Consider the following 20,012-nt stretch of genomic DNA (forward strand, 5'->3'; position numbering starts at 1 on the left):
GACGCTTCGCATGGCGCGGATGAGACGCCATAGTGACGCTGGGCGGCGATCAGAGCGTCCGCTCGGCGACCGTATGATCGCGTACGCGGGGCCGAGGCGGTCAACCTCGGCTGCTGCTCGTGTTCCACGCTGGTCGTCCACAAGCATGGGAGCCGCAGATGCCGGTCTCGTTGATCAACTACCTGACCACGATCCGTTTCGGGGAAGGCGCCGTCGCCGGCATCGCCGATGACCTCGGTGAACTGGATATCTCGCGCGCACTCGTCGTCACCGACCGCGGTGTGACGGAGGCCGGGCTCGTCGAACGTGTATTGGCGGATGTTCCGGCGGACCGGATCGCGGCCGTCTTCGACGAGACACCCTCCAACCCGACCGAGGACGCCGCGATGGCGGCGCTCACGCTGTACCGCGACGCCGGCGCCGACGGGATCATCGCGGTCGGCGGTGGTTCGCCGATCGACCTGGCGAAGGCGATCGCGCTGCTGGCCACACACGACGGTCCGCTCGAGCGGTACGCGGCGATCCTCGGCGGAGTGGAGCGCATCACCGCCGACGTCGCACCAGTCCTGGCCGTACCGACCACCGCCGGCACCGGCAGCGAGGTGGGGCGCGCCGCACTGGTCACCCTCTCCGACGGCCGGAAGCTCGGATTCATCTCGCCGCACTTGATCCCGCGCCGCGCAGTCTGCGACCCGGAGCTGACCTATGGGCTGCCACCCGCTCTGACCGCCGCAACCGGCATCGACGCGATCAGCCACTGCATCGAGACCTATCTGAGCCCACGGGACAATCCACCGGCGGAAGCGATCGCACTCGACGGTCTGCGTCGCGCCGTGCAGCACATCCAGGCCGCCGTCGACGACGGTCGGCAGCCCGCGGCACGGCGCGAGATGATGATGGCCGCTTTGCAGGGTGGTCTGACCTTCCAGAAGGGCCTGGGTGCGGTGCACGCCATCTCGCACCCGGCCGGCGGCATCGACGGCGTCGCGCTCCACCACGGCATGCTCAACGCCGTCCTGCTCCCGCACGTCCTGCGGTTCAACGCCACGGCCGCCGAGTACAAGTACGCGGCGCTGCGGCACGCCTGCGGCCTGACGGAAGACGACGACGTCGCCGACTTCTTCGACCGGCTGGTCGCGGCGCTCGGGCTGCCCCCGTCGCTGTCGGTCCTGGGCTTACCGGCCGACGCGATTCCCACCGTCGTCGACGGCGCCCTCAAGGACCACTCGGCGGCTACCAATCCACGCCCGATCAGCCGCGAGGACGTCGAGAAACTCGTCAACGCAGCATACTGAGACATCTAGACTAGGTGGAGTTAGTCTAAGCCGAACTAGACTAACTCCACTTGTGCTGGTCGTCAGCCGCTAGGCGACACAGCGGCGGCCACCCACGTGCCCGGCTGGCTGTCTAGGATGCGTCGCTCATCGACGGCGGCCGCCAAGACGGGTCTCGGCCGGTCAGGCCGATCACTCGATCGAGAAGTGGTGCGTCCGCCGGGACCGGGACGGGCGGGCCGAAGAGCCCTGGCGTCCCCTCTGGATTCTCCGCCGCCGAGGCTTCGACGAACCCGTGCACGGCCTGCAACAGTTCCGGATCGCAGCTGAAGCCCTGGCCGCTGGCGACGGCGATGTCCCAGCCATGGATCACCACCTCGTCCAGCGCGACCAGTCCGGCGATCTCGGCCGGAAGCTGGACGCCGCCGGCCTCGGTCATCCCTGTCCACGCAGCCTCGTCCTTCCACGCCTGGGCCAGCTCGGCCAGCTGTTCGGGGATGCGTTGCCGCCAGTCCGGGCCGAGCTTGGCCGCGTCCGCGGACGGAGCCTGGCTCCCGCCGTCCGGGAAGCTCTTGGTCGCGGCCATGGTGAACGCCACCGACAGCCCGTCGACGTGGTGCAGCAGGTCGCCGAGGCTCATCTCCGGGCACGGGGTGGGAGCCGACAGGCGGTCATGGCCGACACCCCGGACAAGCCCGGCCAGCACGCGGGTAGCGGGTTCGATATCGAGCATCCTCACTCCTGAAAAGCGCAAACGGTGTCCCCGGTATAGACAATCGCCCGGCCACAAACTCATCGTCCTTGCCCGCCGAGGTTTCACCCGTCCGGCAGCTGCCATCGCTCGGAGAACAGCTCATAACCTGGCGGGTCGCCCGGCAATGGTTCGGGCGCTCCAGCACGCAACCCGTCGAGGGCGATCCTGATGATCCGTGCGCGCGCCCTCTCCGCGGCTTCGGTCAGATCGCTCCGACCCTGCATGGCAAGCTGCTCGAGTAGCGGCGACTTCCCCAGCTGCTCGATCAGCAGTGCGATATCCACCTGCGTGACATCAGACCTGAGCATTCCCGCCGCACGCGCGCGCTGGACCAGCGCCTCGACCGCGCGATCCGAGCGTGCGTTCGTCTCCACCATGGCCTCCGTGACCTCGACCGTGCCGGCGATGGGTGCCAACGACCCCGTGCCCATGGTGATGGCGCTCGTGAGGTAGTACTCGAGGCCCTCCCATGGATCTTCTCGCTTGAGACCTTCCTCGGCCGCCTGTAGATGCTCCTCGAGAGAGATGACGCAGAGGCGCTGAAAGAGCTCCGTCTTCGTCCGGTACCGCCGGTAGAGACTACCGATGCCGACGCCCGCTCGTTCTGCGATCGCAGCCACCGAGGCGTGTGCGCCGTCCCTGGCCAGAACCTCCTTGGCCGCTCGCAGCAGAGCGCGGTCATTGCGTGCCGCCCGTGCTTGAGGTCCCCGTTTCCCGTGCGCCCTGAGGTCACTCACCCGGTCAGCATAGCCTTGCGGAGTGTTCCGCTCCGAGTTACTATTCGGAGCGAAACACTCCGAATGGTCACGAGACGGGACGCCTTCACCATGGGTCAGGACACGATGGACATCCGGCCGAACGCGGAGTCCGAAGCAGCCATCCGTACGCTCATCGCGGAAGCGGAGAAGTACCAGAACGACACCGAGAGGTTCATCGCGCTCCATTCCGAGAGCGCGATCATCGTGAACATCGCGGGCCGCCGTGTGCTCGGTAAGGATGCCATTCACCACGCGATGACGGAAGCACTCGCCAGCCCGCTGGCGCAGGTTCTCACCCACATCGAGATCGAAGACATCCGGCTCGTCACCCCGGACGTCGCGATCGTGAGCGCCACCAAGCACGTGTCGGACGAACGTGATGCCGACACCCGCGCTCGTCCCGGCGCGAGCGTCCCGTCAGCTGGAAGCCTCGGCTACGTGGTCGTCAACGAGGCCGACGGGTGGCGAATCGCCTCCGCGCAGACCACGCCGATCAGGACATCCTGACCTCGCGGTCGGCAGGGCTGAGGTCGAGCTTGAAGCCGGTGTGCGAGGCGACGAACCCGAGCCGCGCATAGAAGCGGTGTGCGCCGGTGCGGCTGGCATCGCTGGTCAGCTGCACCAGTGCACACCCTCGGTCCCGCGCCTGCTCGACGGCCCACCGGATCAGCCGCTCACCGATGCCCGCGCCACGTGCCGACGACGCCACCCGCACGCCCTCGATCTGAGCCCGCCACGTTCCCCGGCGCGACATCCCTGGAATGAACGTGAGCTGCATCGTCGCCACGATGTCACCGTTCGACTCGCCGACCACCAACAACTGATGCGGATCGGCATCGATCGCCGCGAACGACGCGTCGTACGGGTCCCGGTCGTCCGGCATCTCGCGCCGCCGGCCCAGCTCGTCGTCAGCGAGCAGGGCGATGATGGCGGGCACGTCGTCGATCGTGGCGCGTCGCAGCGCGAGCGGGGCGTTCACGTCAGATGATCGTAGTCGCCGCGCACCCAGGCGACGTGGCGCTCCGCCGAACGCTGGACCGCCGCGTCGGCACCCGAGGTGATCGCATTGCCGAAGTTGCTTCAGATCTGCTCGAATCGCAGCGGCATGACACGTTCAGCGATCCGGGCCACCACCGCCGCGGAGAGCGGAAGGCGGTTCGGGTAGCTGCGCATGAAGCTGGCGGTCGCCCGGTCGGGGTTCACCATGATGGTGTCCCCGGCCAGCAACAGACCACCGTCATCCTCCGAATGCGCCACGGCACTACCCGGGAAGTGGCCACCGACCTGATAGATCACCAATCCTGGGAGCACTTCGTGGTGCCTGGACCACATGGTGACGGCATCGTCCCGCCGTCCCAGCCACGCCTTGTCGGCCTCGTTCACCAGGATCGGTGCACCGTCCAGCGCCCGCGACCACTCGACCTGGACGCCGTACATATGCGGATGGCTCGCCGCGATCGCCGCGACCGGCCCCTGACCGCGGACCCAGGCCACCGTCTCGTCGTCGATGTAGCCCAACGGATCCCACAGCAGGCTTCCTTCCTCGGTCACCAGCACCAACATGGTCTGGCCGATGCCCACGCCGGCCGCATGCAGGCCCCACAGCCGCGGCCCGAACTGACTGACACTGATCCGTGCGCCCTCGCGCCGCCGATCCTCGAGCGAGGCCCACGCCTGACCCGACTCCGGGACGTATTGGCGTTCGTCGACACAGATCGGGCAGACGTCAGGCGTAGGTTCGTCGTACTCGACAGCGCATGTTCGGCAGGTGATCATGGATCCTCCGGGTCAGCCGCGCAGGTGTTCGGCGAGGAACGACAGTGCCGCGGGGTAGGCGTCCAACCGATTGACTCGCTTCGCCAGGCCGTGTCCTTCGTCGTGGTAGACCCGCAGCGTACACGGCACGCCCTTCTCGTCCAGAGCCGCCTTGATCTGTTCCGACTCGCTCAGCGGCACCCGCGGATCGTTCGCGCCGTGGATGACGAAGAGCGGGGTGTCCATGGCGTGCAGATACGTCAACGGCGACGCCTGAATCAGGAAATCGCGGTCGCGTTCCAGGCTTCCGTACTCGCGTTCCCGGGCCGCACGCCTATAGTCCGACGTGTTCTCCAGGAAGCTCACCAGGGACGACATTCCGACGATGTCCACTCCGGCCGCCCACAGCCCAGGATGCATCGCCAGACCCGCGAGCACCATGTACCCGCCGTAACTGCCACCGTAGAGTGCGACCCGATCCGGGTCACCACCGACCTCGGGTACCCATGCCCGGAGATCCACCAGATCGAGCACCGACTCCAGCCGAAGCTCGACGTCGTCCAGCGAGTACCAGCGCTTGCCGTATCCGACCGAGCCCCGCACGTTCGGCACCAGCACGGTGTGACCGGCTGCGACCAGTGCCTGGTTGATCGGGCTGAACTGCCGCTGCGCCTGCCCCTCCGGCCCGCCGTGGATATTGATCACCACCGACCCGGCCATCTCCCCCACGGGCTCGGCCGGCGCGTAGACGAAACACGGGATCGCCTCACCGTCCCGAGCTGGAATCCGCACGCTGTCCGGCTCAACCAGCGCGGCGCGCATCTCCGGCGACATCTGCGCGGTCCCGTCCACGAGTGTCCGCACCCGGCCGTCCGCCGCATCGACGAGCAGGACGTCACCCGGGCTGGTGGGCGTACTCAAGCCGACAGCGATCCATGTGGAAGCAGGCGACCACGCCGCCGTCGCGACACCTCGTGCCGGCAGGTCTATCGCCACCCGGTGATGTCCGTCGGTGTCGTGCACGGCGAGCCGGTCGCCGCCATCGATATGCCGGATGACCAGCAGCCGGGACCCGTCCGGGGAAGGAGTGGCGGTCACGTCGTGATCGTCGGACTCGACCAGCGTGGTCCACTGGCCGGACCCGTCCACCCGCACCACGGCTTGGAAGTCCCGTCCATGGTTCGAGGCCATCAACACCGAATCCGTGCCCGGCACCACGTGCACCGCCGTGTGCAGGGCATGGTCGTCCGCCGCGGTGACGTCACGCAGCGTACCCGCGTGCGCCAGCCGCACCTGCGTGGATGCCGGCTTCGCCGACAGCAGCGTCACCGCCACGGTGTCACCGTCGACATGTACGGTCGAGACGTAGCCACCCTCGTCGTAGACGATCCGGTCGGCGCCGGAGTCCAGCTCCCGGATGACCACGTCGAAATCCACGCCATTGCGCCGATTGGTGCTGTAGACCACCTGACCGGGCCGGACGTCGACCAGTGCGTGGATGTACGCCGTGTCCCGGACCAGCGGCCGCAGGTCCTCCAGACCGGCCGGCCCGGCCGCCGGTGGCTCCAGGTCGAGCAGGGACAGTTGGGCCCGCTCGTCCCCGTCGGTGTCGTGCTGGACGATCACCGACCGCGTTCCCGGCAGGTACCGGCCCGAGCATTTGCTGGGCAGAGCGGTCAGCTGTCGCGTGGATCCGTCCGAGTCGATCTCCACCAATTGTGTGGAACCGCTCTCGTCGGAGCCGGCCAGCACGCGGCCGTCGTCGTCGACATCGAAGACCGTCCAGGCGTGCAGTTCGAGCAGATCGATGATGCTGGGCTTCGCCGAGGGAGTCATCCTGGCACCATAACCGCCCGGACTCTGGAGATCACCGAGCGACCGTTGGCCGGCGTCGGCGTCAGGCCTCCCCTTGCCACGGCGGGCTGTACTCGGCGCCCACGTACTCCAGGCCATCCCGGTGCTCGTCCGGTGGCTCGACGTCGGCCGCCGCCCCGATGGCGGATACCGCGATCGCGACGAGCCCCGACGCCACCAATCCGATCGATTGCCGTGTCGGCATGCGCTGACCCCCTTGCTTCCACACGCGCGGCCGATGGGTTCCGGCCGCCTATCGATGAAGACGCGCGAGCCATCCGCCCGGTTGCGTGCGCCTCCCCACCGGACAGCCCGCGGGCCCGGCTCTGGATGCCGGGCAACGTCTCGACAAGTCTCGACCAGCTCACTTTCTTGGCACTTTTGTACCGCTTCGGCCCCGGTCATGAGATGGTGTTTATCGCTATGGCCGACCAGCACGCAGCACTGACGTACAGCTCATATCTCGCTTTGGACGACGTGCTCGGGGCGCAGCGTCCCCGATCGGACGAACACGACGAGATGCTGTTCATCGTCATCCACCAGGTCTACGAGTTGTGGTTCAAACAGCTGTTGCACGAGCTCGACGAGTTGCAGACCCGCCTGGAGGCAGGCGACACCCCGCACGCGGTGCGGACGCTGCGCCGGGTGCTGACCATCCTCAAGGTCGTCGTCGCACAGATCGACGTGCTGGAGACGATGACACCGAGCCAGTTCACCAGCTTCCGGGACCGGCTCGACGCGGCCAGCGGATTCCAGTCGGCACAGTTCCGAGAACTGGAGGCGGTGCTCGGCCGGCGAGACGAGCGCGTCTTCCGGCACTACCCCGAGGGCAGCACCGAGCGCGACCGGATCGCGCAACGTATGCGGCGGCCGTCGCTGTTCGACTCGTTCCTGACCTACCTGGCGCGGCACGGCTACCGGATCCCGGCCGGGGCGGCCGAGCGCGACGTCTCGGCGCCGATCGAGCCGTCCACCGAGGTCCAGGACGTGCTGCTACAGGTGTACCGCGACGACGGAGGTCCGGCCACGGTCTGCGAGCACCTCGTCGACCTCGACGAAGGTCTGCAGGAATGGCGTTACCGGCACGTGAAGATGGTGCAACGCACCATCGGCGACAAGACCGGGACGGGCGGGTCGTCCGGCGCCTCGTACCTGTCCACCACGGTCGGCACGACCGCCTTCCCCGACCTCTGGAAGGTACGGGCACGTCTGTGATCACGCCGACCGACCTCCGCGCGTCGCCGAACGCGCTGGCGCGGCACTACTCCCGCTTCCGGGTCGGGGAGCGGCTGCTCCTCACCGGGCACTCGCACCAGGCGTGGCCCGACGTCGCCGTCGAGGGCCAGCTGGAGGCATTCGACGACGCGGCGCGGCACGTCGACGCCAAGTGGGAGCGGGCGATGGCGAAAGCCGCCGAGGTGGCGGAGAGTCTCGCCGGGCTCCTCGGCGACGATTCGGCCGAGATCACGCTGGGATCCAACACTCATGAGCTGGTGGTGCGTTTCCTGTCCGCGCTGGATCTGCGCGGCCGTCCGCGGCTGGTCACCACGGACGGAGAGTTTCACACCCTGCGCCGTCAACTCAGCCGGCTCGCGGAAGAGGGTATCGACGTCGTCCGGGTGCCGGCATCGCCGGTCGAGACACTGGCGGAGCGGCTCGCCGCGGAGGTGGACGGGCGGACCGGCGCCGTGCTCACGTCGTCGGTGATGTTCGAGACCTCACGTATCGTGCCAGGTCTCGGCGACGTGGCGGCGACATGCGCCGAGCACGAGACCGAGTTGCTCGTCGACGTGTACCACGCGCTGGGGGTGGTGCCGGTCTCGCTCGACGCGATGGGGCTGCGTGATGCGTGGGTGGTCGGGGGCGGTTACAAGTATCTCCAGCTCGGCGAGGGAAACTGCTTTCTCCGGCTGCCGCCGCACGCCGACCGGTTCCGGCCGGCGGTGACCGGCTGGTTCGCCGAGTTCGCCGCGCTGAGAGACGAGCCGGATCCAAGCCGGGTGCGCTACCCGGCCGGCGCCGCACGGTTTGCCGGGTCCACGTACGATCCCACGAGTCACTACCGGGCGGCACGGGTGCTGCGCTTCCACACCCAGCACGGGCTCACGCCGGAGTTCCTGCGCGACGTCTCGCTGCACCAGGTGACGCTGCTCGCCCGGGCCTTCGACGATCTCGATATCCCGGAGGACGTCCTCAGCCGAGACCGCTCCGCGCCACGCGAGGCGTGCGGCGGCTTCCTCGCCTTACGCGGACCAGGCGCCTCCGCTCTGCACGACGCGCTCGCCGATCGCGGGGTGTACACCGACTGCCGCGGACATTACCTGCGGTTCGGGCCCGCGCCGTATCTCTCGGACGCCCAGCTGCGCGACGCGATGGCCGTTCTCGGCGAGGTCATCCGCCTCCGCTGATGCTTCAGCCGCCCCGTCCGGCCACTCTGCCCGTTCGGCCGGTTCGCGGCCTCGCCGATGCCGCGAAGAAATTACGGTCCGGCGCGTCATGAGTTCTCCTCGCCGACGTCTTGCCTTGTGAAGGGGGCAGGACCGACAACGGGAGGAACAACATGCCGATCCACACCGAGTCCGCCCAGGGGACCATTCGTCCGTCCCGTCCGGCCGATCGCGGGGGTGTCGGCCGGGCGAGGACGGGTTCGCTGATCAGGCTCCGTCGCAATGGACCGCGGCGCGGACGGTACCGCGCCGGCCGATACATCAGCGCCGGGAGGGCATGAAGCAGGTACAGCCGCTCCATCGCTGCGGCGGCTGTAGTCGTGTGGCCGACCCCGGTTGCGACACTGTTGCGACGTCACGGCGACGAATCACTCATATGGTGCCGAGACAGTCTCGTCCATGAGTCACGCACCCCATGCTCCCCGGCACAGCCGGCCTGAACCCGCGACACGTCGGTTCCTGGAGATCTCCACCAAACAGAACTCCCGCACGGACGGTTCCGAGGCCCGGGCGCTCACAGCCACGAAGCCGTGGGCGTACGTCTCGTCACTGGATGGACTGCGCGGCCTGGCCATCGCCGGCGTGCTGCTTTTCCATACTGGGCACCTGGACGGAGGCTTCCTGGGCGTTGATCTGTTCTTCGTGCTGTCCGGCTTTCTGATCACGGGGCTGCTGCTCCGGGAGACCAGCGGTACCGGGTCCGTCTCGCTGCGGAGGTTCTGGGCTCGCCGCCTGCGCAGACTCTTTCCGGCGCTGGCGACGATGCTCGCCGCCGTGACCCTCACGGTGTGGTGGCTGGAACGCGCCGCCGCAGGCATGGCGGCGAACGGTGAGATGGTGCGCACCACGCTGTCCGATGGACCGTGGGTCCAGCTGCATCTGATCAACTGGCATCTGCTCGCCCAAGACGCCGGCTATTGGGATGCCTTCGGCCAGTCCAGGCTATTCGCCCATCTGTGGAGCATCGCCGTCGAGGAACAGTTCTACATCGTCTGGCCTGCGATCCTGCTGTTGACCGCGGCGGTGATCGGGTCGGTGATCGGCGTGCACCGGCGACGGGACCCCGTGGTGCTCGGATGGGCGGTGATCCTCGCGTGCGGCTTGCTGGCTGTTCTGTCTCTCACGTTGATGATTCTCCTGCTGGAACCGGCTGACCCGACTCGGGTCTACACCGGCACCGACACCCGTGCCTTCTCACTCCTGCTCGGAGCGGCCGCCGCCACTGAGCCCGCGCGGCTCTTGTTCCGGCATCTGCTCCAGCTCCTGGGCAGAGCCGCCGGGACGGTGACGGCACTGCTCACCGCGGGCATCCTCACCTCATGGTTCCTCGCAGACGGCACCGACGCCGCGGGGCTGTTCACCGGAGGCCTGTTTGCTCATGCGACGGCCTCGGCCGTCCTGATCGGTCTCTGCGCCGAGCACCACGCACGACCGGAGCGGGGACGGGAACCGTTACAGGCCGTGTTGGAGTCTGCCCCTCTGCGCTGGCTGGGGCAGATCTCCTACAGCCTCTACCTGTGGCACTGGCCGGTGATCGTGCTCATGGCTCCTGAGCTCCCGGGTCTGAGCGGGTGGGCGCACACGTCGGTGGTCCTGGGCATCTCGATCGCGCTGGCGGCCGCCTCGAAGTATCTGATCGAGGACCCGGTGCGCTTCCGTGCCGGTTGGGCTCGTGGCACCACCGGCGCCGTCGTGTTCGCCATGGCGAGCGCAGCGCTGCTGGCCTTGTGGCTACTGCTCCCGCAGCCGGCAGGACCGCAGATCGACGTCACCCGCATCTAGGGTCTCGGAACGGCATCAGGCGGATCTGAAGGGGCCTTCCGCAGATGAGCCGCCTTGCGACGCGACTGCGACACACCCGAGGAGCAACACTGACATGGCGCCCACAGAGTGGATCCCATGACCACACAGCACACCGCCCAGAAGGCGATGCTCATCGCCACCGGATTGACCGCCGCATGCGCGCTCGCTGCCTGCGGTGGCGCGACGAGCGACGACGAGAACGGGAGCAACGGCAATGGCGACGGGCGGGCAGAATCGGGGTCCGCCGCGGAGACGGGAGTCTCCCCGCTGCTTCTCCTCGGTGATTCCGTCGCCGCGGGGCAGGCGCTGCCCCTGGGACAGGCCTTGGCCGAATCCGGTGGGTACTTCATCGACGAAACGTCCACCGGGGGCGGCAACGTCCTCGGCCCCAACGCAGAAGCCCAATGGGAAGACCTGCCCGAGCGTCTGGAAGCGGCGGCGGACGGCGTCGTCGTTTACCAGCTCACCAGCTACGACTGGGGAACCCCGGACGAACAACACGACGCATACGAGGCCCTGGCCGAGGTCACCTCAGAGGTCAACGCCGACCTGATTCTCGTCTCCATGCCACCCATTGAGCCCGACGAGTTCTACGCCGATCACATGGACGAACTGGCGACCGCCGCCGAAGCCGCTCAGAACGTGGCCGGCGAGGACGAGGCCGTAGAGTTCCTCGACGCCACAGCCGTATGGGGGGCCACGTACTCCCGCGAGCACGACGGCGACATCGACCGCAGCGACGACGGCATCCACACCTGTCCGCAGGGCGCAGCACGGTTCACCAGCTGGCTACTGGATGAGCTCTCCGAGCTCTACCCCGGATTCCAGCCGGCCGACCCGGACCAGTGGGCGAACACCGGGTGGTCCTCCGATGAGACCTTCACCGGCTGCGACTGACCCCTGCGACACAGGTCTACGGTTCGTCGCCTGCGTCTTCGTCAAGACCGCGCGGAGCGGCGCGGCCGTCAACGGGCCTGGGGAAGCTTGGCCGAGCCTCGCTTGGCGGCGGGCGCCGACGGCGGCGGGACCACCGGTCCGATGTCGCCGTCCGGCGCCTCGTCCAGATCGACGATCACCGGAGCATGATCGCTCGGTCCGGTTCCCTTCCGCGCCTGCCGGTCCACCCACGCCGCACGCACGCGGTCCGATACCGACGCCGACGCCAGGACCAGGTCGATGCGCATCCCCAGATCCTTGTGGAACATGCCGGCGCGGTAGTCCCAGTAGGTGAAGACCCGCTCCGACGGCCAGCGTTCCCGGACCACGTCACGCAGCCCGAGCGCCTGCAGCTGCGCCAGCGCGGTCCGCTCGGGCGGCGTGACGTGCGTCTGCCCGACGTAGGCCTCCGGGTCGAAGACGTCGTCGTCGGTGGGTGCGATGTTCATGTCACCGCACACCATCGCCGCCTCCGGCCCAGCCCCCACCACGGCGCGCAACGCGGCCAGCCACGCCAGCTTGTAGTGGTAATGCTCGGATTCCGGTTCCCGGCCGTTCGGCACGTAGACCGAGTGCACCCGGACGCCGGCACAGGTCGCGGCCACCGCACGAGCCTCCGGGTCCGGGAAGCCGGGCGCGCCGTCCAGACCGACGACCACGTCGTCGAGCCCGACCTTTGACAGGATCGCGACACCGTTCCACCGGCCCTCACCGTGCACGGCGAAGGCGTAACCGCGCTGCTCGAGCTCGGCACCGAGGAGTTCGGCGAACCGGTCATCGGCGAGCTTCGTCTCCTGCAGACAGACCACATCCGGACGCCGTTGGTCCAGCCACGGCAGCAACCGCGGCACCCGCTGCTTCACTGAGTTCACATTCCAGGTCGCCACCCTCACCGGACCTACGGTAGCCCGGCGGACCGTCGATCGAAAGCCGCCGCTCACCGGCCCGGTGCATCGAGCGGACGCGCTTCGGTCAGCGTCGAGGATGCGCTCGGCGGCGTCGGTGACGTCTTCAAGGGTCCGAAGACAGCGGAAGTAGACCAGCCGGTCGCCGTCGACCTCATACCGGCCGTACCCGTCCCGGAACCACGCCTGCTGCTCATCGCCGGCCGGCGCGAACGCTCCCGTGTCATCGGCCCGTCCAGGCCGGGCCGACCGTCGATCCAGGTGACGACGGACAACCGCGCCCCGAGCCGCTCCGCCCACAGGTCACCCGACCGAGTGCGGACCACCCGGGGCACGGCCTCAGCGGCGACCCGAAATAGTCGATCCTGGGCGACCAGCCCGGCGGCCGATCCACCGCTGCTCCATTTCACCGCATACCGCGAGCCGTCCGCGGCAACGCCTCGGAACGTGTCCGCCCGTGCGTCTACACCGCCGCTGACCACCTTCACCTCGGCAAGAACCAGTCCGAAGGCCGACCGCACCCAGTCACGTACGGTGCCGGCCGGGACGGTCCCACGGCCTCACGGCGTCATAGCCTCGTGGTGGGCCGCGATCCGGTCCGCCGGCAGCTCGACGTCGTAGACGGCGACCTTGCCCACCGCCCCTTCGAAGAACGAACCGAAATCGCGGGTACCGACCCGGAACGGAGCGCCGCCGCGCTCTGGCACGATCACGTTGCCGCGGATGCTGAGATCGTCCTGGTCCCGCAGAACGCCGTCGCGGTAGATCTTGGTGTAGCCGTTCGGGAACTCCGCGCTCTTCACCTCCGCGTTGATCACCAGCACGTAGTGGATCCAGTCTCCGGCGCTGACCGGATCCTGGAAGTAGGAGCCCGCGCCCAGGCCGCCGTCCAGGTTGAACGAGTAGCCGGAGATCCGATTCGGTCGACCCTCCGTGTTGTCGTACGAGTACATCCGGGCCACATACTCGTGCTCCCCGGGCGTGCCCTTGCCCATCCAGTGCACGTAGCCGCTGCTCTGATCGTTGGGGAACTGCAGCGTGTCCGGACGCATCCACGCCTCGAGGGTGAACTCACCGGTGGTCGCCGGGCTGAGCTCGGGCGCGTCGCCCACCTCGAAATACTGGGACTCCCCGTCGAAGACCGCCGCCGCGTCACCGTTCGGAAGCGTCGTCGTCCCCGGCCCCGCCGTGTAGTGGCCGTCCAGGTCGGAACCGGAGAGGTCGGGCTCCGCACCGGTAGCGGATTCGGACATCGCCCAGTAGGCCGAAGGCGAGTCGGCCAGGATCTCCGCGTCGTACGCGGAGTCGACGTGACACCGGAACGGCGGCGGGGTCGCGCCGGCGTTCGAGTGTGGAGGAGTGACGTGGCAACGAGCCGATGGCGGACCGGCGTGCGACGCTGCTTCGGCACCGACGGCCGGGCTCGTGGTGGCCGAGGCGGCCACCAGCCCGCCGACGCCGAGCGCAGTGCAGATCAGGGTGGTCAGAGCGATGGATCGTCGAGCGGTTCGTCGGATCATGCCGTTCCCTTTCCTCGTGCGGACTACTGGTCCTGCCATCTGGCAGATCAGGGTGGTGCGGCGACAGAGCCGCGGTGGACCACTCGCCCCTCGATCGCCCGGCTGCGGCCCGCCTCGCCGTCGCCGTCGTCGCTGTCTTCCGCCGGCTCTTCAAGCAGCCAGTCGACGGCGAGCTGGCCGATCCGTGCGCTCTGCCCCGTGACGGTGGTGATGCCGGGATAGACGAGCTCCGCGAGGATGTCGTCGTGACCGGTCACACTGATGTCGTCCGGGACGGAGCGGCCGAGGCGGCGAAGCCCTTCGACCAAGCCGGAGGCGAGCACGTCGTCGAAGGCCATCACCGCGGTGGCGCCCGACTCCACGACCTCTCCGGCCGCGGCGCGCCCATCGGAGTAGCTCGCCGTCGTGGGCGGCAGCTTGACGAACTCCGCCCCGTGCGCGGCGACCCGTCGGGACACGGCCCGCGACCGCTGCTTGTTGGCCCACGACTGGGCTGGGCCGGAGAGGTACGCGATGCGCCGGTGCCCGAGACCGACCAGCTCGTCGACCAGCTCCTCCAACGCCGGCGTCGAGCCCGTGTAGAGCGACGGGATGCCCTCGACAACGCGGCTCACCAGCACCAACGGGATCATCTCGCTGAGCTCCCGGATGTGCGGGACACTCATACGGGGCCCGCACAGGATGATGCCCCGGGTCTGCTGGGCTAATTGGTGGCAGACCTCCCGCTCGATCCGCGCGCTGTCGTCGGTGTCCGCCGCGAACACGCCGATGCTGCGCTCCCGCGAATGCGCCTGGGCCGCCTTCAGCAGCGTGGACATGTACGGGTTGGCGATGTCCGGCACCACCAGGCCGATATTCATCGACGTGCCGGTGATCAGCGCCTTCGCCACCGGGTTGACGGCGAAGCGCAGCCGCGCCGCGACTTCCTTGATGTGCTGCACGGTCGCCGGGGACAGCCGTTCCGGACTGGAGAACGCCCGCGACACCGTGGAGATGGAGACGCCGGCCTCCTCCGCGACGTCCTTCAGCGTGGCACGACCCGCCTGCTTCTTCATGACCTGACCACCTCAGATAGACCCGGTTGGTCATCGTACGGCGCGCTCATCCCTTCAACGCGCCCTCGGCCAGGCCCTTGAACACCTGTTTCTGCATGAAGAAGTAGACGAGCAGCGGCGGCACCATCACGACGAGCGCGGCGGCGGAGATCACCCGCTGATCGGCGGAGAACGTACCGGAGAGGTACTGCACGCCGACGTTGACCGGGTACTTGTCCGGGTCGCTGAGGATCACCAGCGGCCAGATGAAGTGGTCCCACGAGTCGAGGAAACCGAGTACGGCGACGACGGCGAGCGAGCCGCGCACGGACGGCAGCATGACGTTGGCGAACAGACGGAACGGACCCGCGCCGTCGACGGTGGCGGCTTCCTCCAGCTCGTCCGGGATGTTCAGAAACGCCTGCCGCATGACGAAGATGGACACGATCGAGACCGCCTGCGGCAGCACCACCCCGAGAAGGGTGTCCTGCAGGCCCACGCCGCGCGTGACGAGCAGCGTGGAGACCAGGATCACCTCGAACGGCAGCACCGCGGTGGCCAGCAGCACGGTGATGTACACACCGCGCCCCCGGAACGAGATCCGCGCCAGCGCATAGCCGGTGAGCGTGGCGAGCACGACGTTGGCGGTGACGCCCATCGTGGCGATGAGCGCCGAGTTGAGCAGGTACCGGGGCAACGGGATGGCCGTGAAGGCGGTGATGAAGTTGTCGAACGTCGGATCACGCGGGATGAGCGTCCCCGGGAAGCCGACGGTGGACTCCGCGGCACCCTTCAGCGCGTTGCTCAATTGCCAGAGCAGCGGCCCGAGCACGATGAGGACGGCGACCAGCATCAGCGCCCACCGGATCAGCTTCTCTTTGGTCGAGATCCGGTCGCGCCCGCTCGGCTGCGGCCGGGGCCGCGGGCGCGGCGGCGCGGTGTGCGGCGAAGGCTTGCCGGGGTCGACGGTCGAGGCACTACTCATGTGCGGTTCCTCCGCTCATATGCGGTTCCTCCGCGAGATCAGCCAGGAGATCCCGGAGACGGCAAGGACGAACACGAACAGCACCAGGCTCACCGCCGAGGCGTAGCCGGCGTCCGTGCCAGGGGATATGCCGCGCTGGTACAGGTAGAGCACGATGGTCTCGGTCGCCTTGCCCGGGCCGCCTCCGGTGATGACGAACGGCTCGGTGAACACGCGCAACGTGGCGATGGCGGCGAGGATCGACACGAGCGTCGTCGTCCCCCGGATCTGCGGCAGGGTGACGCTGAACGTGCGTCGCGGCCACGACGCTCCGTCCAGCTGTGCGGCCTCGTCCAGGTCTCTCGACACGTTCTGCAGGGCGGCGAGCAGGATCAACGTGTACAGCGCGCAGCCCTTCCAGATGGTGACGGCCATCAGGCTGAACAGCGCCAGGTCCGAGTCGTTCAGGAAGGGCACCGGCTCGGCGGTGATCCGCAGCCCCTGCAGGATCTGGTTGGCGAGCCCTTGCGAGCTGAGCACGTACTGGAAGACCACGGCGACGACGGCCATCGGCATCACCATCGGCGAGAACAGGATGGGCCGGACGATGCCCGCGCCGCGCACCGACGTGTTGACCAGGATGGCCACGGAGACCGAGACCACGGTGATCACCGGCACCGTGACCGCCATGTAGACGAACGTGCGTCCCACCGCCGCCCAGAAGGCGCCGTCGGAGGCGAGCCGGCTGATGTTGTCGAGCCCGGTGAAGGTTCCGCCGCCCACCGTGCTCGCGTCGGTGAACGCGAGCACGAAGGTGTTGATCAACGGGAGGAACAAGAAGACGCCCTGAACGACGAGCGCCGGCGCGACGAAGGCGAGCGGGACGAACCAGCGGTGCCGCCGGATGGCCGGTGTGCGCCGCCGCGGCACCCGCGCCCGGGCCGGCGCCGCGGCTTCAGGTGGAGCGAGCGTCATTCGGACCGCGCTTCCAGCATCGCGGTCAGCTCAGCCTCGGCGTCGGCCAGAGCCTGCTCCGCGCTGACCTCACCGAGGATCGCCGGCTGCGCGTGGGACCAGAGCGCGGTGGAGAACTCCGAGTCCACCGCCGCGGGCTTCGCCAGGGTCTTGTCCTCCAGCAGGCTGGCGCCGGCGGTCGCGCGGGCCTCGGTTGTCAGGTCGGTCGGCTCGGCGGTGAAGAACGGGTCTTCGAGCGATTCCGCGGTGCTGGGGAAGATGCTCGATTGCTTGGCGAAGTCCAGCTGGCTCTCCGGCGAGGTGAGGAACTCGGCGAAGGCCAGCGCGGTCGCCTGATTCTCCGAGGTGGTCGGCACCGCGATGCCGTGCGCCACGATCCATGTGGTCTGGCTGGTGTCTCCCAGCGGCTTCTGGATCGCCACCGAGGGGATCAGGTCGGGGGCGTTCTCCTCGATGATCGCCACCCGGGATGGGCCGGACTCCAGGTAGGCGATCTCTCCCTCCTGGAAGGTCTCGATCTCGCTGCGCTGCTTCGCGGTGACGGTGTCCGCCGGGATCCCGCCGGACGCGTACAGCTCAGCGAGCCGTTCCAGGAACGCTACCGCTTCCGGCGTGTTGACCACGGCCGCGGTAGCGTCGTCGTTCACCAGCGGAACCCCCATGGTCAGCAGCGCGTGTGGCAGCCCGACGGCGGTCGGCTGGAAGCCGGCTTTGCCCGTCTGAGCAGCGATGGTCTCCGACCGCTCGAAGAGCTCCTCGTAGCCGGTCGGCGCCGGCGCATCGGCCAGGCCGGCCTCCTCCAGAAGGGTCGTGTTGGCGTACAGCACCGGCGTGTTCAGGTACCAGGGCAGGGCGGCCACCGTGGTGGCGCCGAAGTCGAACGAGGCCCACGCCGACGCGACGAAGTCCTCCTGGAGTTCGGGCGCGACCTCGGCCATGTCCAGCACCTGCCCGTCCCGGCCGAGCGGGGCAAGCGTGGCGGTATCCAGGTCCATCACATCCGGCAGGGTCCCGGCGACCGCGTCAGCGCTGACCTTACGGGCGGCGGCGTCGCTCGGGATGTCGGTCCATTCCACCGTCGTGCCCGGGTTCGCCTCCTCGAAGTCGGCGATGACGCCGTTGATGTAGTCGTCGAACGTGGGCGAGAGCTGCATCGTCTGGAACTGGATCGTGCCCTCGATCTCGCCGCTGGTGTCGGCGGAGTCCTCGGATTCCGAGCCGAGGCCGCAGGCGGCGAGAGCGAGCGTCCCGCCGACCGCGAGCGTTCCGGAGAGTATGCGCGGATGACGAAGGGTCATGGTGCTGCTCCTCACTCGCTGGCAATCGGGGTCCTGCGGCCGCGACGGCACAGGACGTACTGGCGCCGTCGCTGATGCTGACGGCGGTGGCGCCGGAGTTGATGGCAACGTAGTGCAAACGTTTGATATTGTCCAGGGCCATGGCCACCGAACTGCACGACCTCAGGCCGGCGACCCCGATCTCCGCGGCGGGCCAGAAGTGGATCGACGACACGCTCGGCCGGCTCACTCTGGCGCAGAAGGCTGCTCAATGCCTGGTGATCCTGCCCAGTGCGACCACCGACGGGACACCCGATGACGCGACGTTCGCGGCGGTGCGCGGCGGCCTCGGGGTGCTGCACAGCATCACCGACCTGACCGCGTCGACAGCCGCGAGATACCACTCCACCGTCGGCTCGGCCAGTGTGGACGCGGGCCTGCCGCCGGTCTTCATCACCGGCAACCTGGAGGCCGGCGTCGGGTACTCACTCGGCGCCACCGGCACCGATTTCCCGTACCCGCGCGGCATCGGAATGTCCGGCGATGAGGACCTCGCCTATCGGGTGGCTCGCCGGGCAGCCGAGGAGGCACGCACGCTCGGCTACCGCTGGACGCTGAGTCCCTGCGTGGACGTGGTGACCACGCCGGACGACCCGATCCTGGGGGTGCGGGCCTACGGCGTCGACGCCCCGGCCACGAGCGCCCTCGGCTCCGCGCAGATCCGCGGCTACCAGGATGCCGGAGTGCTGGCCACGGCCAAACACTTCCCGGGCCACGGGGACAGCGCGGTGGACAGTCACCTGGACCTGCCGCGGATCGACCGGACGTCCGAAGACCACGCGGAGGTGCACCTCGCACCGTTCCGCTCCGCGATCGACGCCGGCGTCGCCTCGATCATGGTCGCCCACGTCGTCCTGCCCGCACTCGGCGTCGACGAGCCCGCGAGCCTCTCGTCGCTGGTCAATACGGGCTGGCTGCGCGAAGAACTGGGCTACGACGGGCTCATCATCACCGACTCGCTGCGGATGAAGGCCGTCGCGGCGCGCTACGACGCCGGTACCGCCGCCGTTCTCGCGCTGCGCGCCGGCGCCGACGTGGCCAACGTCAAATGCCCGGCCGACCAGTTCCCCGCCGTGCTCGCGCACGTCGTCGGCGCCGTCAAGGCGGGCGAACTCAGCGAGTCGGCGCTGGATGCCGCGGTCGCTCGCCTACTGGCCGCCCGCTGGCGTGCCGGCGCCGATCGGCCGGTGGAGTACGACGAGGCGATCGCCACCCGATACGACCCGCCGCTGGAGTGGAACGACGAAGACCGGCGCAGTACGGTCACCGTCAGCACGGCTCGCCCGGTGACCCACCCGCTGCGGCCCGGCACGTCGTACGCGGTGATCGGCGACACCGGCTTGGCCCGCCGGGTCACGGAGTTGATCCGCGAACGAGGGTTCGCGGCCCACCTCGTGGCGGACCGGCCCACGGCCGCGACGTTGGCCGCCGCGGCAGCACAGACCGCCGAGCCGAGCCTGATCCCCGTCGTCCAGCCATCGCTGCCGATGACCGGCGACGAGCGCCGTCAACTGACCGAGGCGACGGCGACGCCCGGGGTCGCCCGCGCGGTCGTCGCCGTCCTGGTCAATTCCGCCGCCGAGGCGGACAGCCTGCCCGACACCGGTTGCCCGCTCGTCACCATGCCCGCTGTCGACGCGTTCGAGATGGTCACCGACGCGGCGGTCCGCGCCGCCGTGGACGCGCTGTGTTGACC

The 20,012-nt window shown here is 68.8% G+C and carries 19 protein-coding genes and 1 pseudogene; 7 read left to right on the forward strand and 13 right to left on the reverse strand.

Features of this window, described 5'->3' with window-relative positions; all coding sequences use genetic code 11:
- Positions 1-158: 158 nt before the first annotated feature.
- Entirely contained in the window at positions 159-1,295 is a 1,137-nt protein-coding gene (gbd, locus tag G1H10_RS09465) for a 4-hydroxybutyrate dehydrogenase (RefSeq protein ID WP_163736012.1), read from the forward strand.
- A 112-nt stretch (positions 1,296-1,407) separates the two neighbouring features.
- Here gbd and G1H10_RS09470 read toward each other — a convergent pair whose 3' ends face one another.
- Both G1H10_RS09470 and G1H10_RS09475 read right to left on the reverse strand, forming a co-directional pair.
- Positions 1,408-2,007 (reverse strand): TIGR03086 family metal-binding protein, encoded by a 600-nt coding sequence (locus tag G1H10_RS09470; protein WP_163736014.1) that lies wholly within the window; start codon positions 2,005-2,007, stop codon positions 1,408-1,410.
- A gap of 83 nt (positions 2,008-2,090) precedes the next feature.
- On the reverse strand, positions 2,091-2,765 hold the full coding sequence (locus G1H10_RS09475) for a TetR/AcrR family transcriptional regulator (RefSeq protein ID WP_216853073.1): 675 nt from the start codon (positions 2,763-2,765) through the stop codon (positions 2,091-2,093).
- 63 nt (positions 2,766-2,828) lie between these two features.
- Between G1H10_RS09475 and G1H10_RS09480 the strand changes: the two genes are divergently transcribed.
- Complete coding sequence (locus G1H10_RS09480) at positions 2,829-3,293, forward strand: SgcJ/EcaC family oxidoreductase (protein ID WP_216853074.1); 465 nt, start codon at positions 2,829-2,831, stop codon at positions 3,291-3,293.
- Here G1H10_RS09480 and G1H10_RS09485 read toward each other — a convergent pair.
- The 4 genes and pseudogenes from G1H10_RS09485 to G1H10_RS09500 all read right to left on the reverse strand — a co-directional run bounded on the left by G1H10_RS09485 (position 3,280) and on the right by G1H10_RS09500 (position 6,600).
- Positions 3,280-3,765 carry a GNAT family N-acetyltransferase gene (locus G1H10_RS09485; RefSeq protein ID WP_216853075.1) on the reverse strand — a complete coding sequence of 162 codons (486 nt, stop codon included), beginning with the start codon at positions 3,763-3,765 and terminating at the stop codon, positions 3,280-3,282. The genes G1H10_RS09480 and G1H10_RS09485 overlap by 14 nt on opposite strands.
- Positions 3,762-4,562 (reverse strand): annotated as a pseudogene (locus tag G1H10_RS09490) (MBL fold metallo-hydrolase). Before G1H10_RS09490 ends, G1H10_RS09485 begins: the two are co-directional and overlap by 4 nt.
- Positions 4,563-4,574: 12 nt before the next feature.
- Positions 4,575-6,377 carry a S9 family peptidase gene (locus tag G1H10_RS09495; RefSeq protein ID WP_163736023.1) on the reverse strand — a complete coding sequence of 601 codons (1,803 nt, stop codon included), beginning with the start codon at positions 6,375-6,377 and terminating at the stop codon, positions 4,575-4,577.
- Positions 6,378-6,438: 61 nt separating this feature from the next.
- Complete coding sequence (locus G1H10_RS09500) at positions 6,439-6,600, reverse strand: hypothetical protein (protein ID WP_163736025.1); 162 nt, start codon at positions 6,598-6,600, stop codon at positions 6,439-6,441.
- Between the two features lie 218 nt (positions 6,601-6,818).
- Between G1H10_RS09500 and G1H10_RS09505 the strand changes: the two genes are divergently transcribed.
- The 4 genes from G1H10_RS09505 to G1H10_RS09520 all read left to right on the forward strand — a co-directional run bounded on the left by G1H10_RS09505 (position 6,819) and on the right by G1H10_RS09520 (position 11,542).
- On the forward strand, positions 6,819-7,610 hold the full coding sequence (locus G1H10_RS09505) for a tryptophan 2,3-dioxygenase (protein WP_163736028.1): 792 nt from the start codon (positions 6,819-6,821) through the stop codon (positions 7,608-7,610).
- Positions 7,607-8,803: a kynureninase gene (locus G1H10_RS09510; RefSeq protein ID WP_163736031.1), complete on the forward strand. Its 1,197-nt coding sequence runs from the start codon at positions 7,607-7,609 to the stop codon at positions 8,801-8,803. The genes G1H10_RS09505 and G1H10_RS09510 overlap by 4 nt, the downstream gene beginning before the upstream one ends.
- A 438-nt stretch (positions 8,804-9,241) precedes the next feature.
- Positions 9,242-10,624: an acyltransferase family protein gene (locus tag G1H10_RS09515; protein ID WP_163736034.1), complete on the forward strand. Its 1,383-nt coding sequence runs from the start codon at positions 9,242-9,244 to the stop codon at positions 10,622-10,624.
- Between the two features lie 117 nt (positions 10,625-10,741).
- Entirely contained in the window at positions 10,742-11,542 is an 801-nt protein-coding gene (locus tag G1H10_RS09520) for an SGNH/GDSL hydrolase family protein (protein WP_216853077.1), read from the forward strand.
- Between the two features lie 68 nt (positions 11,543-11,610).
- On the opposite strand, the gene G1H10_RS09525 is transcribed toward G1H10_RS09520, so the two are convergent.
- Genes G1H10_RS09525 through G1H10_RS09555 form a run of 7 tightly spaced genes read right to left on the reverse strand, consistent with a single transcriptional unit; the run spans position 11,611 to position 18,277 of the window.
- The gene (locus G1H10_RS09525; RefSeq protein WP_163736308.1) at positions 11,611-12,468 is read right to left on the reverse strand and encodes an exodeoxyribonuclease III; all 858 of its coding nucleotides are present in this window, start codon (positions 12,466-12,468) and stop codon (positions 11,611-11,613) included.
- A 50-nt stretch (positions 12,469-12,518) separates the two neighbouring features.
- Positions 12,519-13,007 carry an aminoglycoside phosphotransferase/kinase family protein gene (locus G1H10_RS09530; protein WP_163736037.1) on the reverse strand — a complete coding sequence of 163 codons (489 nt, stop codon included), beginning with the start codon at positions 13,005-13,007 and terminating at the stop codon, positions 12,519-12,521.
- A 39-nt stretch (positions 13,008-13,046) separates the two neighbouring features.
- Positions 13,047-14,006 (reverse strand): LamG-like jellyroll fold domain-containing protein, encoded by a 960-nt coding sequence (locus G1H10_RS09535; protein WP_163736040.1) that lies wholly within the window; start codon positions 14,004-14,006, stop codon positions 13,047-13,049.
- 47 nt (positions 14,007-14,053) lie between these two features.
- The gene (locus G1H10_RS09540; RefSeq protein ID WP_163736043.1) at positions 14,054-15,061 is read right to left on the reverse strand and encodes a LacI family DNA-binding transcriptional regulator; all 1,008 of its coding nucleotides are present in this window, start codon (positions 15,059-15,061) and stop codon (positions 14,054-14,056) included.
- 46 nt (positions 15,062-15,107) lie between these two features.
- Complete coding sequence (locus G1H10_RS09545) at positions 15,108-16,025, reverse strand: carbohydrate ABC transporter permease (protein WP_163736046.1); 918 nt, start codon at positions 16,023-16,025, stop codon at positions 15,108-15,110.
- 15 nt (positions 16,026-16,040) lie between these two features.
- Positions 16,041-16,979 (reverse strand): carbohydrate ABC transporter permease, encoded by a 939-nt coding sequence (locus G1H10_RS09550; protein WP_163736049.1) that lies wholly within the window; start codon positions 16,977-16,979, stop codon positions 16,041-16,043.
- Positions 16,976-18,277, reverse strand: a complete 1,302-nt coding sequence (locus G1H10_RS09555; protein WP_163736052.1) for an ABC transporter substrate-binding protein — start codon at positions 18,275-18,277, stop codon at positions 16,976-16,978. Before G1H10_RS09555 ends, G1H10_RS09550 begins: the two co-directional genes overlap by 4 nt.
- 140 nt (positions 18,278-18,417) lie before the next feature.
- On the opposite strand from G1H10_RS09555, the gene G1H10_RS09560 reads away from it, so the two are divergent.
- On the forward strand, positions 18,418-20,010 hold the full coding sequence (locus G1H10_RS09560) for a glycoside hydrolase family 3 protein (RefSeq protein WP_163736054.1): 1,593 nt from the start codon (positions 18,418-18,420) through the stop codon (positions 20,008-20,010).
- Positions 20,011-20,012 lie beyond the last annotated feature (2 nt).

This window comes from Phytoactinopolyspora halotolerans (genome assembly GCF_010550675.1).
Classification (GTDB): domain Bacteria; phylum Actinomycetota; class Actinomycetes; order Jiangellales; family Jiangellaceae; genus Phytoactinopolyspora; species Phytoactinopolyspora halotolerans.

Excerpts from the sequence above, each read along its gene's own strand:
- gbd (WP_163736012.1), top strand. The coding sequence starts at position 159 with ATGCCGGTCTCGTTGATCAACTACCTGACCACGATCCGTTTCGGGGAA.
- G1H10_RS09470 (WP_163736014.1), bottom strand. The coding sequence starts at position 2,007 with ATGCTCGATATCGAACCCGCTACCCGCGTGCTGGCCGGGCTTGTCCGG.
- G1H10_RS09480 (WP_216853074.1), top strand. The coding sequence starts at position 2,829 with ATGGTCACGAGACGGGACGCCTTCACCATGGGTCAGGACACGATGGAC.
- G1H10_RS09495 (WP_163736023.1), bottom strand. The coding sequence starts at position 6,377 with ATGACTCCCTCGGCGAAGCCCAGCATCATCGATCTGCTCGAACTGCAC.
- G1H10_RS09500 (WP_163736025.1), bottom strand. The coding sequence starts at position 6,600 with ATGCCGACACGGCAATCGATCGGATTGGTGGCGTCGGGGCTCGTCGCG.
- G1H10_RS09505 (WP_163736028.1), top strand. The coding sequence starts at position 6,819 with ATGGCCGACCAGCACGCAGCACTGACGTACAGCTCATATCTCGCTTTG.
- G1H10_RS09515 (WP_163736034.1), top strand. The coding sequence starts at position 9,242 with ATGAGTCACGCACCCCATGCTCCCCGGCACAGCCGGCCTGAACCCGCG.
- G1H10_RS09520 (WP_216853077.1), top strand. The coding sequence starts at position 10,742 with ATGACCACACAGCACACCGCCCAGAAGGCGATGCTCATCGCCACCGGA.
- G1H10_RS09535 (WP_163736040.1), bottom strand. The coding sequence starts at position 14,006 with ATGATCCGACGAACCGCTCGACGATCCATCGCTCTGACCACCCTGATC.
- G1H10_RS09540 (WP_163736043.1), bottom strand. The coding sequence starts at position 15,061 with ATGAAGAAGCAGGCGGGTCGTGCCACGCTGAAGGACGTCGCGGAGGAG.
- G1H10_RS09545 (WP_163736046.1), bottom strand. The coding sequence starts at position 16,025 with ATGAGTAGTGCCTCGACCGTCGACCCCGGCAAGCCTTCGCCGCACACC.
- G1H10_RS09550 (WP_163736049.1), bottom strand. The coding sequence starts at position 16,979 with ATGACGCTCGCTCCACCTGAAGCCGCGGCGCCGGCCCGGGCGCGGGTG.
- G1H10_RS09555 (WP_163736052.1), bottom strand. The coding sequence starts at position 18,277 with ATGACCCTTCGTCATCCGCGCATACTCTCCGGAACGCTCGCGGTCGGC.
- G1H10_RS09560 (WP_163736054.1), top strand. The coding sequence starts at position 18,418 with ATGGCCACCGAACTGCACGACCTCAGGCCGGCGACCCCGATCTCCGCG.